This is a genomic window from Sphingomonas sp. SUN039 (assembly GCF_024758725.1).
Classification (GTDB): domain Bacteria; phylum Pseudomonadota; class Alphaproteobacteria; order Sphingomonadales; family Sphingomonadaceae; genus Sphingomonas_O.
This window is the reverse complement of the sequence record NZ_CP096972.1, coordinates 446,026-459,008: the sequence shown is the minus strand read 5'-3', so window position 1 is coordinate 459,008 and position 12,983 is coordinate 446,026. Positions and strand designations below refer to the sequence as shown.

Annotated in this window: 14 protein-coding genes; 9 read left to right on the top strand and 5 right to left on the bottom strand. The window is 63.5% G+C overall.

The features are described from left to right. Window positions 1–103: 103 nt before the first annotated feature. The 3 genes from murI (at window position 104) to M0209_RS02320 (ending at window position 3,495) form a co-directional block, all read left to right on the top strand. Window positions 104–901 (top strand): glutamate racemase, encoded by a 798-nt coding sequence (gene murI / locus M0209_RS02330; protein ID WP_258886637.1) that lies wholly within the window; start codon window positions 104–106, stop codon window positions 899–901. A 185-nt stretch (window positions 902–1,086) separates the two neighbouring features. Further along, the gene (gene hemA / locus M0209_RS02325; protein ID WP_258886635.1) at window positions 1,087–2,301 is read left to right on the top strand and encodes a 5-aminolevulinate synthase; all 1,215 of its coding nucleotides are present in this window, start codon (window positions 1,087–1,089) and stop codon (window positions 2,299–2,301) included. A gap of 24 nt (window positions 2,302–2,325) precedes the next feature. Further along, window positions 2,326–3,495, top strand: coding sequence for an endonuclease/exonuclease/phosphatase family protein (locus M0209_RS02320; protein WP_258886631.1), 1,170 nt, complete (start codon window positions 2,326–2,328; stop codon window positions 3,493–3,495). 162 nt (window positions 3,496–3,657) lie between these two features. On the opposite strand, the gene M0209_RS02315 is transcribed toward M0209_RS02320, so the two are convergent. From M0209_RS02315 to M0209_RS02300, 4 genes are all read right to left on the bottom strand, one after another. Beyond that, window positions 3,658–4,101 (bottom strand): DUF3429 domain-containing protein, encoded by a 444-nt coding sequence (locus M0209_RS02315; RefSeq protein ID WP_258886630.1) that lies wholly within the window; start codon window positions 4,099–4,101, stop codon window positions 3,658–3,660. Beyond that, window positions 4,098–4,700 (bottom strand): class I SAM-dependent methyltransferase, encoded by a 603-nt coding sequence (locus M0209_RS02310; protein WP_258889545.1) that lies wholly within the window; start codon window positions 4,698–4,700, stop codon window positions 4,098–4,100. Before M0209_RS02310 ends, M0209_RS02315 begins: the two co-directional genes overlap by 4 nt. A gap of 22 nt (window positions 4,701–4,722) precedes the next feature. After that, entirely contained in the window at window positions 4,723–5,964 is a 1,242-nt protein-coding gene (locus tag M0209_RS02305) for a DUF3419 family protein (protein ID WP_258886629.1), read from the bottom strand. Between the two features lie 95 nt (window positions 5,965–6,059). Then, complete coding sequence (locus tag M0209_RS02300) at window positions 6,060–6,299, bottom strand: hypothetical protein (protein WP_258886627.1); 240 nt, start codon at window positions 6,297–6,299, stop codon at window positions 6,060–6,062. Between the two features lie 91 nt (window positions 6,300–6,390). Here M0209_RS02300 and M0209_RS02295 point away from each other — a divergent pair, with 91 nt between their 5' ends. The 6 genes from M0209_RS02295 to rpsD all read left to right on the top strand — a co-directional run bounded on the left by M0209_RS02295 (window position 6,391) and on the right by rpsD (window position 10,891). Further along, window positions 6,391–6,852 carry an RpiB/LacA/LacB family sugar-phosphate isomerase gene (locus tag M0209_RS02295; protein ID WP_258886626.1) on the top strand — a complete coding sequence of 154 codons (462 nt, stop codon included), beginning with the start codon at window positions 6,391–6,393 and terminating at the stop codon, window positions 6,850–6,852. 9 nt (window positions 6,853–6,861) lie between these two features. Further along, window positions 6,862–8,181 carry a serine hydroxymethyltransferase gene (glyA, locus tag M0209_RS02290; RefSeq protein ID WP_309547046.1) on the top strand — a complete coding sequence of 440 codons (1,320 nt, stop codon included), beginning with the start codon at window positions 6,862–6,864 and terminating at the stop codon, window positions 8,179–8,181. A 55-nt stretch (window positions 8,182–8,236) separates the two neighbouring features. Continuing rightward, on the top strand, window positions 8,237–8,500 hold the full coding sequence (locus tag M0209_RS02285) for a hypothetical protein (protein WP_258886624.1): 264 nt from the start codon (window positions 8,237–8,239) through the stop codon (window positions 8,498–8,500). Window positions 8,501–8,506: 6 nt separating this feature from the next. Then, window positions 8,507–8,998: a transcriptional regulator NrdR gene (gene nrdR, locus M0209_RS02280; RefSeq protein ID WP_258886623.1), complete on the top strand. Its 492-nt coding sequence runs from the start codon at window positions 8,507–8,509 to the stop codon at window positions 8,996–8,998. Then, window positions 8,995–10,125 (top strand): TrmH family RNA methyltransferase, encoded by a 1,131-nt coding sequence (locus M0209_RS02275; protein ID WP_258886620.1) that lies wholly within the window; start codon window positions 8,995–8,997, stop codon window positions 10,123–10,125. Before nrdR ends, M0209_RS02275 begins: the two co-directional genes overlap by 4 nt. Before the next feature lie 151 nt (window positions 10,126–10,276). Further along, entirely contained in the window at window positions 10,277–10,891 is a 615-nt protein-coding gene (gene rpsD / locus M0209_RS02270) for a 30S ribosomal protein S4 (protein WP_258886612.1), read from the top strand. Window positions 10,892–10,943: 52 nt separating this feature from the next. Here the strand turns inward: rpsD and M0209_RS02265 are convergent, their stop codons facing one another. Next, on the bottom strand, window positions 10,944–12,911 hold the full coding sequence (locus M0209_RS02265) for a S9 family peptidase (protein ID WP_258886610.1): 1,968 nt from the start codon (window positions 12,909–12,911) through the stop codon (window positions 10,944–10,946). Window positions 12,912–12,983 lie beyond the last annotated feature (72 nt).

Here is a 12,983-nt window from a genome sequence, read left to right as displayed (position 1 = left end):
CCCAAGTATTTGTAACATAAAGACCGCAGTCGCACGCGCAACAATTTCATGTCATTGAGACCGGGCGTTTTCGTCGGCGTAAAGCCACGCTAAGGGGCGAGCAATGGAAACGGCGTCACCCATTTTGTTCTTCGACTCGGGCGTCGGTGGACTGTCGGTGGTCGCGCCGACCCGCGCGCTGCTGCCGACCGCGCAGTTCGTCTACGCGGCGGACACGGCCGGGTTTCCCTATGGCACGAAGAGCGAGGCCGAGATCGCGGCGCGGGTGCCCGCGCTGCTTGGGCGGCTGGTCGAGCGATACCGGCCTCGGCTGGTGGTGGTGGCGTGCAACACCGCCTCGACGATTGCGCTGTCGGCGGTGCGCGGCGCGCTCGACGTGCCGGTGGTCGGTACCGTTCCCGCGATCAAATCCGCTGCGGAGGCATCGACGACCCGCGTTATCGGGGTGCTGGGGACCGATGCGACGGTGCGGCAACCCTATGTCGACCGGCTCTCGGCGGAATTTGCCAGCGACTGCACCGTGGTGCGGCACGGATCGGCGGCGCTGGTCGTGCTCGCAGAAGCGAAACTGCGCGGCGAACCGGTTGCGGTTGCGGAGGTTCGCGCCGCGATTGCAGGCCTGTTCGACGGGCCGCACGGGGGCAGTATCGACACGGTGGTACTGGCCTGTACCCATTTCCCGCTGCTCGCCGAAGAACTGGCCGCCGCAGTCCCGCACCCGGTGCGCTTCGTCGATGGCGGACCGGGCATCGCGCGGCGAATCGCGCATCTGACAGCGGGGCAGGACTGGCCCGACACCGCACGGCCGGGCGTGGCCGTGGTGACACGGCTGGATGATGCGGCGCGGACGCTCGCTCCGGCGTTTGCCGCGCGGGGATTTCCCGAATTGGTGCAGCTCTAACTTCTTCCCCGAGCGAATACGAGGGGCACTGCCGAGTGAAGTCGAGGCTCTTGCCACCGGGGCAACTTCTCGACTTCGCTCGAAGAAGTCCCTCGTCTTCGATCGGGAAACAGCAGTGCATTCGGCTCAGTTGCGAGACGTTCGCACTGGCACCGCCGCCCGAGTCCGATTATTCGCCCGCCCCGATGGATTATAACCGCGTCTTCGCCCAGGCTATCGATCGGCTGCACGCCGAGGGCCGCTACCGCGTCTTCATCGACATTTTGCGGAACAAGGGCAGCTATCCCAACGCACGCTGTTTTGCCGGACACAACGGGCCGAAACAGGTCACCGTTTGGTGCTCGAACGATTATCTCGCGATGGGCCAGCATCCCAAGGTCGTCGCGGCGATGGAGGAAGCGTTGCACGACGTCGGCGCAGGCTCCGGCGGCACGCGCAACATCGGCGGCAACACGCACTATCATGTCGATCTCGAGGCCGAGCTCGCCGATCTCCACGGCAAGGACGGCGCGCTGCTGTTTACCAGTGGCTATGTCTCGAACGAGGCAACGCTGGCGACGCTGGGCAAGATCCTGCCCGGTTGTGTCGTCTTTTCGGACGAACTCAACCACGCGAGCATGATCGCGGGCATCCGCAACTCGGGCTGCGAAAAGCGGGTCTGGCGGCACAACGATCTTGCACACCTCGAGGAATTGCTCGCCGCCGAGGACGCCGACACGCCGAAGCTGATCGCCTTCGAGAGCGTCTATTCGATGGACGGCGATGTTGCGCCGATCGCCGCCATCTGCGACCTCGCCGACAAGTATAACGCGCTGACCTACCTCGACGAAGTCCACGCCGTCGGCATGTACGGCGCACGCGGCGGCGGGATCAGCGAGCGCGACGCCGTTGCCGACCGGGTGACGATCATCGAGGGGACGCTGGGCAAGGCGTTCGGCGTGATGGGCGGCTATATCGCCGCGTCGCGCGACATTGTCGACGTGATCCGCTCATACGCGCCGGGGTTCATCTTCACGACCAGCCTGTCGCCGGTGCTTGTCGCGGGCGTGCTGGCGAGCGTACGCCACCTGAAGGCGTCGAGCGAAGAGCGCGACGCGCAACAGGCCGCCGCAGCGACGCTCAAGCGCCTGTTTGCCGAGGCAGGTCTGCCGGTCATGGACACCGTCACCCACATCGTCCCGCTGATGGTCGGCGATCCGGTCAAGGCCAAGCGGATCAGCGATATCCTGCTCGCCGAATACGGCGTGTACGTTCAGCCGATCAACTACCCCACGGTCCCGCGCGGCACCGAGCGCCTGCGCTTCACGCCAGGGCCGGCGCATACGACAGAAATGATGCAAGAGCTGACCGGCGCGCTCAGTGAAATCTGGGGACGGATGGAGTTGCGCAAAGCGGCCTGAGCAAACCGTATCGGGGGGACGACCATGGCGATCATCAAATCGTTGCGCTGGAAAGAGAGCTTCCGCCAGAACCCGGTATATCAGAAGTTTGCCGCCGAACGGCTGCGCGCGCTGAAGGCCGCCCTCCGCGCCGAGGTCCATGGCGAGACGAGCGAACACAGCCTGCGCCTCGCCACGTGGAACATCATGCATTTCGGCGATGGCGGCGGTTACGACCGCACCCCCGAATCGATGTTGTACATCGCCGAGATCATCGACGCGTTCGACCTGGTCGCGGTTCAGGAGGTCAATCGCGACCTGAGCAAGTTTCAGGAATTGCTCGAGGACCATCTGGGCAACGAGTGGGACTATCTCGTCACTGATACCACCGGTGGCAAGGCGTCCGACCATGGGCCGGGAAACAACGAACGCCTCGCCTTTCTCTACCGCAGGTCGAAGGTGCAGTTCTGCAAGGAGACCGGCGAAATCGTGCTGCCCGACGGTCAGGAAATCGTTGCCCCCGGCGCGACGGCTGGAACCGGCTCGAAAGTGCAGTTCGCCCGCACGCCCTTTTCGGTCTCGTTCCGCTGTTCCTGGCTCCGGTTCAAACTGTGCACGGTCCACATCTTCTTCGGCGAGGGCGCTGCGGGACTCGCGCAGCGCAAGGATGAAATCGAGAAGCTCGCACAGTTCCTCGCCGACCGTCAGCAGGACGAAGGCGATGCCATGGTCAGGCAAGCCAAGGCGCGCAAATGGACGCGGCCCGAGGATGCGCGCTGGGACTCCAACTATATCCTGCTCGGCGATTTCAACATCATCTCACCCGAGCACGAGACGATGAAGGCCCTCGAAGCAGCAGGTTTCGTCGCGGCAACCAAGACCAACCCCAGCAACCTCGACGGGACCAAGCATTACGACCAGATTGCGGTCAAATCGGCACATCCCGGTTTCAAGGTCGTCAAAAGCGGCGTCTTCGACATGCTCAAACATGTCTACCGCGACGAGGATGCGGCCTTTTACGTCGATACGGTCAAGCCGCCGATCATGGCCATCGACAGCAAGAAGCAGCCGCGACCGCGCGACAAACAGATCGCCTATTTTGCCGACACCTATCGCAAAAACCAGATGTCCGACCACAAGCTGCTCTGGTGCGAACTCCGCGTCGACTATGCCGAAGCCTATCTCGACGACATCATCAAGGCCGCGACGCCCTGACGCAAAACGGCCAAGCGCGGCGACAGACTGCCTGTCGTCGAATCTGGGGTAGCTTGATGCGGCGGGCCATAGCCGCTGCCGGGGAACGGTGGTCGCACAGCTCGGTGTGTGGCGACAGTGATCGCTCTAGCGTAAAGTCTCTTTTCGCGATGTCGACACGCGCTAACGGGTCGCAAGCAGCAGGGTCAATGCTCCAAGCCCCGGTGAGAGAATGAGACGCAATCCAAGCAGGTTTTTGTCGATCAGCCCCAGCTGAAACAACGCACGATCGACCAAAATCGATAGCAACAGTGCAATTCCGAGGAGCACCAGGGACGGCCCCGGCCATGTCGTTCCGTTCATCCAAGGAATGCCGCTGGCGAACGCGATCAGGCTCGGCGCAACTGCGGCGACGTAAAGCCATTCCGGTGCCTCCTTCCGGCTCGCCGCCACGCCCCACCACAAACCGCCGAGAAAGCTGAGAATCAGGGCCGCATAGAAATATCCTGCCGCAAGACCGATGAAGCGATCAGCCTCGCTGAACGTGGCCAAAACTGCGGCGATCTGTGGCAGCAACCCAGCCAGACCGAGAACGGCAGCCATGCGGGGCAACGGTGCTGCGCTCATCGCCGCAACTCCCCGCTCCATGCATAACCGCGAAACAGCGGGCGGCATGCAAAGGTGGGATCGAGCGACTTCAGGAAATCGAACAGTCCGGCACGCGGCTCGACATCGAACTTCGTGAGCCACGCTTTCATGCCGCGTCCGAACCACCCCGGCAGCCGTTCGAACTGGCCGAAATCGATGAGGTGCAGAGCGCCGCCGGTGACGCTCGCGCCTTGACGCAACGCAGCCTGCCAGTCGGGGATCATCGACAGGGTATAGCTGAACAACACACGGTCGAAAGTTGCCGCGCCGAACAACGCAGCGGCATCGAAATCGGTCGCATCGGCCTGTTGCAGCACGATCCGATCAGACAATCCGGCGCGGGTGACGCTGGCGCGAGCGGTGGTCAACATTTCCTCGCTGATGTCGAGGCCGTAGAGTTTTGCTGCCGGATAGCGCTTCGCAACAGCGATCAGGTTGCGCCCGGTGCCGCAGCCAACCTCGAGCACGGTCCCGCCCGACGGCACGTCCAATCGCGCAATCAACCGGTCACGGCCGAGCAGGTAATATTTGCGCGTCAGATCGTAGAAATGCCGCTGGCGCGCGTAGATCGCATCCATCCGCGCCTTGGTATCGGCCACGTCAGCCCTTCAGCACGTACAAGTGCACACCGCCGTAGATCGACGAACGATCCCGCTTCGTAAAATCGAGCGACTCCGCCGCGCGATAATCCCAGCGATCCAGAATCGCGTCGGGCACCCGTCCCGGCAGCAAGGTCGGCGCTGCGGCCGTGCGGAACAGGACCCGCGCACCCGGTTTCGCCGTGCGCGTGATCTCGCTCCACAGCGACGTCAGCAATTCGTCAGTCATCCAGTCCTGCGCGTCGAGCAGAATGTAGCGGTCGCGGCTCGCAGCGGGCAGCGACGCCAGATGCTCGATGAAATTGGCGTGGAGCATCTCGACGCGGTCGATGCGCCCCTTCACCGCGTCGTAATTCGCCGGTTCGAGATACGGGGGCAGCGAGGCACCCGCGCCGCGTTCGTAGCGCCGCCCGAATGCCTGTTGCGCGAAATAATTGTCCTTCACATCGAAATCGCAGGCGAGCTTTTCGAGCCGTTCCTTCAGCACCGCACGGATGCCGTTGGGACTGTCCCCGGCCAGCGCTTCGTACTGCGCAGGCGGAATGCCGAGGCCGAACAGCGAAGCCGGCTGGTCGATCAACCACCGCACGAATTTCTTGTCGAACACCGGGGCCAGCCGCGTCTCGAAAATGCGGCGCTGCTCCTCGACCGATCCGGCGTCGAGCACTTCCTTTAGGTCGATGCCGTACAGCTTGCCGAGCAAATGGGCGGTGCCGATAAAATTGCCGAGCAGCCCGCGCTTGTAGATATTCTTCGCGAATCCGCCGATCCGCCGCCGCCCGACCATATCGCGGCCCTCCCAATAGCGGCGTGTCGGTTCGTCGAGGTGGGGACGCAGAAACTGGCGGTAAGCGGCAAGATTTGCCTTACTGTCCGCCGCGCCGAAGAAGCGGTAGAGCGCGTCGTAATCCGGCAAGTGGCGGACAGCCGCAATCTTGAGCTTGTTGTATGCGACATGCGCGGTGTTGAGATCGACTGCGGTGATCGCCTTCGGATCGGCGGTCAGGTAGCTCAGCACATTGCACCCGCCGCTGGCGATCGTGACGATATGACTGTCGGGCGTAATCGCCAGCGCTTCCATATCGACGACGGGGTCTTCCCAGATCTGGGCATAGACCAGACCCCGGAATGCGAAGGTGAAAGCGCGCTCGAGCAACCCCGCTTTCGATGCGGCCTCATGCTGGTGGACGGCCTTTTGCACGGCGGCGTTGCGCGGTGCCTTGGTCGTAACGGTCGAGGACATCGGGGTCGGGTCTCCAGGGCGCTCGCGCATGGCGCGACTATGTCCGCGCTGTGACGCCGCCGTGACGGTTTCGCAAGCCGCAGTCCGCGCTGCGCCTATTGTTCGCCACGATCCTTTTTGGCGGCCTCTTCGTCCTTGCGGTCCTGTTCGCTGCTCTGGACCGGCACGGGCGCGGTGCTTTCGGCCGGGGGAGCGGTGGCGCTGTCATCCTGCACCTCGGTCACATCGTCGGCGATCATGTTGTTGGCGGCAACATCCTGGACGTTGTTCTGGGGCGGGGGAGATCCGCAAGCGGCAAGGGCCAGGAGCGGTGCAGCGATGATGTAAATTTTCATGTTCGACAGATTGGACAGATTGAATGCAGCGGTCAACTTCTCCGCAAAGCGGGTGGCAATCATTGCACAGTCTGCCTAGAGGGCAGTTGCAATGACCGCCCGCCCCGCCCCGCTCGCAATTGCGCTCGCTTCCGACCACGCCGGGTTCGAGATGCGGACGATGCTGGCGGACTGGCTGCGGATGCAGGGGCATGAAGTGGCCGACCTCGGTCCGCACGACACCGCCTCGGTCGATTATCCCGACTATGGGTATAAGCTCGCGTCTAGCATCGCGTCGGGCGACGCGGCGTTCGGGGTCGCGGTCTGCGGCTCGGGCATCGGGATATCCATTGCGGTCAACCGCAACCCCGCGGCGCGCTGTGCGCTGGTGTCCGACACGCTGTCGGCGCGCTTGGCCCGCGAGCATAACGACGCCAATGTCATCGCGTTCGGCGCGCGTCTGATCGGTCCAGATACCGCCAAGGATGCGCTCGCCACTTTCATCGCCACGCCCTTTGCCGGCGACCGCCATGTCGGACGCGTCGCCAAATTGTCCCAGCCAACGCTCGCCTAAGGAACCCGCATGAGCAGCCAGCCCCTTTCCGCCGCCCATGACATGCATTCGGACGGATTCTTCACGCGCGGTCTCGCCGAGGCGGACCCCGAAATCGCGGGCTGGATCGGCAAGGAACTCGGCCGCCAGCGCGACAAGATCGAGCTGATCGCGTCGGAGAACATCACCAGCCTCGCCGTGCTCGAGGCGACCGGATCGGTGCTGACCAACAAATATGCCGAGGGCTATCCGGGCAAGCGCTATTATGGCGGCTGCGAATATGTCGACGAGATCGAGACGATCGCGATCGAGCGCGCCAAGAAATTGTTCGGGTGCAATTTCGCCAACGTCCAGCCCAACAGCGGTAGCCAGATGAACCAGGCGGTGTTTCTGGCGCTGCTCCAGCCCGGCGACAGCTTCATGGGCCTCGACCTCGCCGCCGGGGGCCATCTGACCCACGGGTCGCCGGTCAACATGAGCGGCAAGTGGTTCAAGCCGATTCCGTACACCGTACGCCAGGACGACTGCCGCATCGACATGGGCGAAGTCGCACGAATCGCGCGCGAGAACCGGCCCAAGCTCATCATCGCGGGCGGCACCGCCTATTCGCGCGAATGGGACTGGGCGGGCTTCCGCGCAATTGCCGATGAAGTCGGCGCAGTGCTTATGGTCGATATGTCGCACATCTCGGGGCTGGTCGCGGGCGGCGCACATTCGTCGCCGATCCCGCACGCGCATGTGACAACATCGACGACGCACAAATCGCTGCGCGGCCCGCGCTCGGGCATCATACTGACTAACGACGAAGCACTAGCGAAGAAGTTCAACTCGGCGATCTTCCCGGGGCTTCAGGGCGGGCCGCTGATGCACGTCATCGCGGCCAAGGCCGTGTGCTTCGCCGATGCGATGACCCCCGAGTTCAAGCACTATGCGCGTGCCGTGGTCGAAAATGCCAAGGCGCTCGCGGCCAGTCTGGAAGAGCAAGGCCTCGACATCGTATCGGGGGGCACCGACAATCACTCGATGCTCGTCGACCTGCGGCCCAAACAAGCCAAGGGCAAACATGCCGAGCATGCGCTCGACCGCGCTGCAATCACCTGCAACAAGAACAACATTCCGTTCGATACCGAGAAGGCGACCTTGACCTCCGGGCTGCGGCTCGGGTCGCCGGCGGGTACGACGCGCGGTTTCGGCCCCGCCGAGTTCCGTCAGATCGGCGTATGGATCGCCGATGTCGTCGAGGGTCTCCGCAAGAACGGCGAAGCGGGCGACGCCCAGATCGAAGCGCGGGTGGCGCGCGAAGTGACCGAGTTGTGCGGACGTTTCCCGATCTATCCGACGCTCTCTTGAACGAGGTGTATTAGATTACTATAACAGTTGCTCCACAACCCAAGGAGTGAAAGCCATGGACCCGACCGAAAACGACACGCTGAAGCCCGAACCGACCGCGAGCGACGCAAAATCCGTCGGCACGAAAATCGTCGAGACGCTCGACGCTGTCATCGACGACACCGGCGACCTGATGGGCGGATCGAAGGCGGCCAAGGTCGCAGGCGGTGCCGCCATCGGCGTGGTCGCGGGCGTGATCCTGCCGTTTTCGATCCTTACCGGCGCGGTGATCGGCGGTGCCTATGCCGCGTGGCGCCAGTCGCAGCGCAAGGACGCGTAGAACCGCGTGCGCTGCCCCTTCTGCGCCCATGACGATTCGCAGGTAAAGGACTCGCGCCCGACCGAAGACGGCGCAGCGATCCGGCGGCGGCGGCAGTGCGAAGGGTGCGGTGCGCGCTTCACGACGTTCGAGCGCATCCAGCTGCGCGAATTGACCGTGCTGAAAAGCGAGGGGCGGCGCGAGACGTTCGAACGCGACAAGCTGGCGCGGTCGGTTGCGCTCGCCTGTCGCAAGCGCCCGGTGACGGGCGGGCAAATCGACCAGATGGTGTCGGGCATCCAGCGGCAGTTGGAGACGCTCGGCGAACAGGAAATCACCACCGCGCAGATCGGCGCGCTGGCGATGGAGGCGCTCAAACGCCTCGACAGCGTCGCGTACATCCGGTTTGCGAGCGTCTATAAGGACTTCGCAGAGGCGCGCGATTTCGAGGAGTTTGCGGGGAGCGTGAGGGAAGTGGCGGATCCCAACCATCCCGTGCTGCCAATGGGGGACGGGTGAGTTTCTGGACGTATATGCTGCGCTGTGCGGACGGGACGTATTACGTTGGTGAAACTGCGGACCTCGACGCACGGGTTTGGCATCATCAAGAAGGGGTGGTGCGCGGCTACACCTACTCGCGGCGTCCTGTTGAGCTTGTCTGGTCCGAAGCATTCGAAGAGCGCGCACAGGCACGAGAAGCTGAGCGCGTTCTCAAGGGCTGGTCGCGCACCAAGAAAGAAGCCTTCCTCGCGGGCAACACCGAACGCTTCAAATTTTTCTCGCGCAAGCCCGCCGAAAGAAAGCTCTTCGCCGAGCGCCAGCGAGGTGCTCCTTCGAGCGCCAGCGAGAATGTGGTGGGAGAGAACCTCGCTAACGCTCGGCGGAGCACCTCGCTAACGCTCGGCGAAGAGCAATCTGCGGCCACGACGTCTCCCCAGCCCGCCATCGTCCTCGTCCGCCCCCAGCTCGCGGAAAACATCGGCAAGGCGGCGCGCGCGATGCTCAATTTCGGGCTGACCGACCTGCGCCTCGTATCGCCGCGCGATGGTTGGCCGAACCCCGATGCCGGACCCGCCGCTTCGGGTGCGGATAGTGTCATCCGCGATGCCAGACTCTACGAAACCGTTGCCGATGCCGTCGCCGATTGCGCGCATGTCTATGCAACCACTGTCCGTAAGCGCGGCGTGACCAAGCCGGTCGTCGACCCCGCAGAGGCGGCTTTGCTCGTTCGCGCCGCACCCGAACGCTCGGCGATCCTGTTCGGGCCGGAACGCGCAGGCCTCGAAACCGATGATGTCGCACTCGCCCGCACGATCCTGACCGTGCCGATCAACCCCCAGTTCGGTTCGCTCAACCTCGCGCAGGCGGTTATTCTCGTCGCCTATGAATGGTCGAAGGGCGCGAGCCTGTCGCAACCGCCCAAGGTCGCGACCGAACCGCCCGCGCCGCAGGACGAACTCGAAGGGCTGGTGCTCCAGATCGACGCCGCACTCGACCATGCCGGATTCTACTTCCCGCCGGACAAGGTGCCGACGACCAAACGCATGGTCCGCTCGCTGCTGACCAAGCCCGGCTGGAGCACCTACGAGGTCCGCACCCTGCGCGGGATGATCGGCGCGCTGGTGACACCGCGACCGAAGGGTTGACCAAAGCCCCTTCCCCCGCCATAGGCGCGCGCTTCGCAATTGACCCCGCACGCCTGGTGAAGCGGTGGTCCTGCCCGGTCCCTCCAGATCGACGTAGCGCGGACCCAGGCAACTAACAGCCCGACAAGGGCACGCAATTGAAGGATGACTTATGTCGAAGCGTCAAAGCGCGAAGCACAAACTCGACCGGCGTATGGGCGAGAACATCTGGGGCCGCCCCAAATCGCCTGTCAACAAGCGCGAATACGGCCCCGGCCAGCACGGCCAGCGCCGCAAGAGCAAGGTCAGCGACTATGGCCTGCAGCTGAAAGCCAAGCAGAAGCTGAAGGGCTATTACGGCGAAGTCACCGAAAAGCAGTTCAAGAAGCAGTATGTCGAGGCCGCGCGGATGAAGGGCGATACGTCGCAGAACCTCATCGGCCTGCTCGAGCGTCGCCTCGACATGATCGTCTATCGCGCCAAGTTCGCGCCGACGATCTTCGCCGCGCGCCAGCTGGTTTCGCACGGCCACATCCGCGTCAACGGGGTGAAGTGCAATGTCGCGTCGCGCCGCTGCGACGTCGGCGACGAGATCACGCTAGGCAACAAGGCGCAGGAAATGGCGCTGGTTATGGAAGCCCAGAGCCTGCCCGAGCGCGACATCCCCGAATATGTCGTGATCGAGGGCACCGCGAAAGCGACCTTCAACCGCGTCCCGACGCTGGACGAAGTGCCGTATCCGGTGAAGATGGAACCGAACCTCGTCGTCGAGTTCTATTCGCGCTGATCCCTCGGTCGGCACCAGACAAAAAAAGGGCGGCCCGCAATGGCCGCCTTTTTTATTTCATCCCCATGCTGGTCCTCAAAAAGGCGTCGCTTCGCCGCAGCAAGTCTGCGCGCACGCCCGAATCGATCAGGCTGTGTTGCAGCCCGGGATACAGGATGAATTCGACCGACTTGTTTGCCGCTTTCAACCGCTCGTTCATCAGCTTGCTCGCCGAAACCGGCACATTCTGGTCGAGATCGCCATGGGCGAGCAGGACCGGTGCGGAAATTCTGGCGGCATTCTGTGCCGGCGAACCCTCGACAATGTGCGGACCCGAACCGATGAAATCGCGGGCCATGTCTTCACCCGAATATTCCTTGAGATCGCGTTTCAGCGAAGCGAGGTCGGTTACCGGTGCAATCGCGACAATTGCCTTGAACAGACCCGGTGCCGTCACCCCCGATTGCAATGCGGCATAGCCGCCATAGGACCAGCCGACGATGGCGAGCTTGGCCGGATCGGCGATCCCCTCAGACACCAGCCAGCGACCCGCGTCGTTGACGTCGCCGATTGCGGCTTTCCATGATTTGAACCCGTTGTTCTGGAACCAGCTGTCGCCATAGCCGGTAGAGCCGCGGAAATTGGGCTGGAGCACGGCATAACCGCGGTTGGCATAATATTGCGACAGCCAGTCGAAGCCCCATTCGTCGCGTGCACCGGGCCCGCCGTGCGGCATGACAATGGCGGGCAGCTTCTTGCCGTCCGACCCCGGCGGCAAGGTCAGATATCCGGGCACGAGGGTGCCGTCCGCCGCCTTGACCTGCACCGCCTTCACCGTCGCGAGCGGAACTGCGGAAAGTTCGGAACGGCTGAGCAGCAGCGGTTTCAGCTGCTTGGTCGCCTTGTCGAATAGAAAGTAGCGTCCGGGATCGTTATCGGCACCGGCCCAGATCAACAGCTTTTGTTCGTCGTCGCTTGCCCCCATGAAATTGATCAGCGGCGTTTTGGGCAGGGCCTTGGCGAGGCCCGCCGCCAGCTTGGCCAGGCCCGGATCGAAATAGACGGCCTGCCGCCGCTCGGTGGCAAAGGTCACGCCGACGATGCGCTGTGCACGACCCAGCCGCATCAGGCCGTCGATGTCGACATCGGGCCGCGCAAAGACCAGGTCTTCGCGGCTCGATCCGTCGAGCGCGCGCTTGAAAATCGCCATTCGTCCGTCCTTGCGAACGAAGCCATAGGCCTCGTCGGCGACGCCATCGACCGCAATGGGATTGAATCCCTCGTCGGTCACACGTTCCAGCCGCCCGAACGCTTCCCAATCGGTCTTGCCCTGCCGCCGGAACTTGTAATCGACATAGCGCAGGTCGTAGCCATAGCCCCCGCCGCTGGGCAGGACGCCCATCATGCGGACGGCCCCGCGTCCGTCGGTAATAAATTCCAGCGCGGATTTGACCGGCTTGACCACCCGTTCGCTGGCCAGGCTTTCGGTGTCTACACGTTCGACAGCGACACCGTCGATGCTGCCGCCGATCGCTTGCACATCGGCACCTATCTTTGGAATGACAACGCGGGTCAGCAGGACCGACCCGTCCTTTCCGGGCATCCAGTCGATCACATCCCCGCCGAAATAGGACAGCATGATCTGGTTCGAGGTGTCGCGCTTGGAGATCATCTTCACATTGGTGCCGTCGAAATTGATGCCGACCATGCGCGAGCCCGTGGTCGGCACACCTCCCTCATTCTGGATAGAATAGACCTGACACACCACGCGCGTATTCGACGCCCAGTTGCACCGCCCCAGATGTTCGGGCTCGCCCGTGGCGACCAGAGTCCGCAGCGGCTTTTGCGTACCCGCCACGTCGGTGAAGTACAGCGCACTGCCCTTCGTCTTGTCGGGCGTGACAAAGGCGATGCGCGTCCCGTCGGGCGATAGCGCGACGGATGAGATCGATTCGCGGGCACCGAAAGCCACCGCCGGATCGGTCTGTGCGACTGCCGGGGTCGCCACCAGCACCGCACATATTCCCCAAACCCGATTCATCGCCCGCTCCCCGTGTCGCAAGATTTGCGTCATCGTCGCGCGGTCGCCTGCCCCCTGTCAACCGCCATTGCC

Bases quoted from the DNA above. Each gene is read 5' to 3' on its own strand.
- murI (WP_258886637.1), top strand. From the start codon at position 104: ATGGAAACGGCGTCACCCATTTTGTTCTTCGACTCGGGCGTCGGTGGA.
- rpsD (WP_258886612.1), top strand. From the start codon at position 10,277: ATGTCGAAGCGTCAAAGCGCGAAGCACAAACTCGACCGGCGTATGGGC.
- glyA (WP_309547046.1), top strand. From the start codon at position 6,862: ATGAGCAGCCAGCCCCTTTCCGCCGCCCATGACATGCATTCGGACGGA.
- M0209_RS02310 (WP_258889545.1), bottom strand. From the start codon at position 4,700: ATGGATGCGATCTACGCGCGCCAGCGGCATTTCTACGATCTGACGCGC.
- M0209_RS02320 (WP_258886631.1), top strand. From the start codon at position 2,326: ATGGCGATCATCAAATCGTTGCGCTGGAAAGAGAGCTTCCGCCAGAAC.
- M0209_RS02315 (WP_258886630.1), bottom strand. From the start codon at position 4,101: ATGAGCGCAGCACCGTTGCCCCGCATGGCTGCCGTTCTCGGTCTGGCT.
- M0209_RS02305 (WP_258886629.1), bottom strand. From the start codon at position 5,964: ATGTCCTCGACCGTTACGACCAAGGCACCGCGCAACGCCGCCGTGCAA.
- M0209_RS02265 (WP_258886610.1), bottom strand. From the start codon at position 12,911: ATGAATCGGGTTTGGGGAATATGTGCGGTGCTGGTGGCGACCCCGGCA.
- M0209_RS02300 (WP_258886627.1), bottom strand. From the start codon at position 6,299: ATGAAAATTTACATCATCGCTGCACCGCTCCTGGCCCTTGCCGCTTGC.
- M0209_RS02295 (WP_258886626.1), top strand. From the start codon at position 6,391: ATGACCGCCCGCCCCGCCCCGCTCGCAATTGCGCTCGCTTCCGACCAC.
- M0209_RS02285 (WP_258886624.1), top strand. From the start codon at position 8,237: ATGGACCCGACCGAAAACGACACGCTGAAGCCCGAACCGACCGCGAGC.
- hemA (WP_258886635.1), top strand. From the start codon at position 1,087: ATGGATTATAACCGCGTCTTCGCCCAGGCTATCGATCGGCTGCACGCC.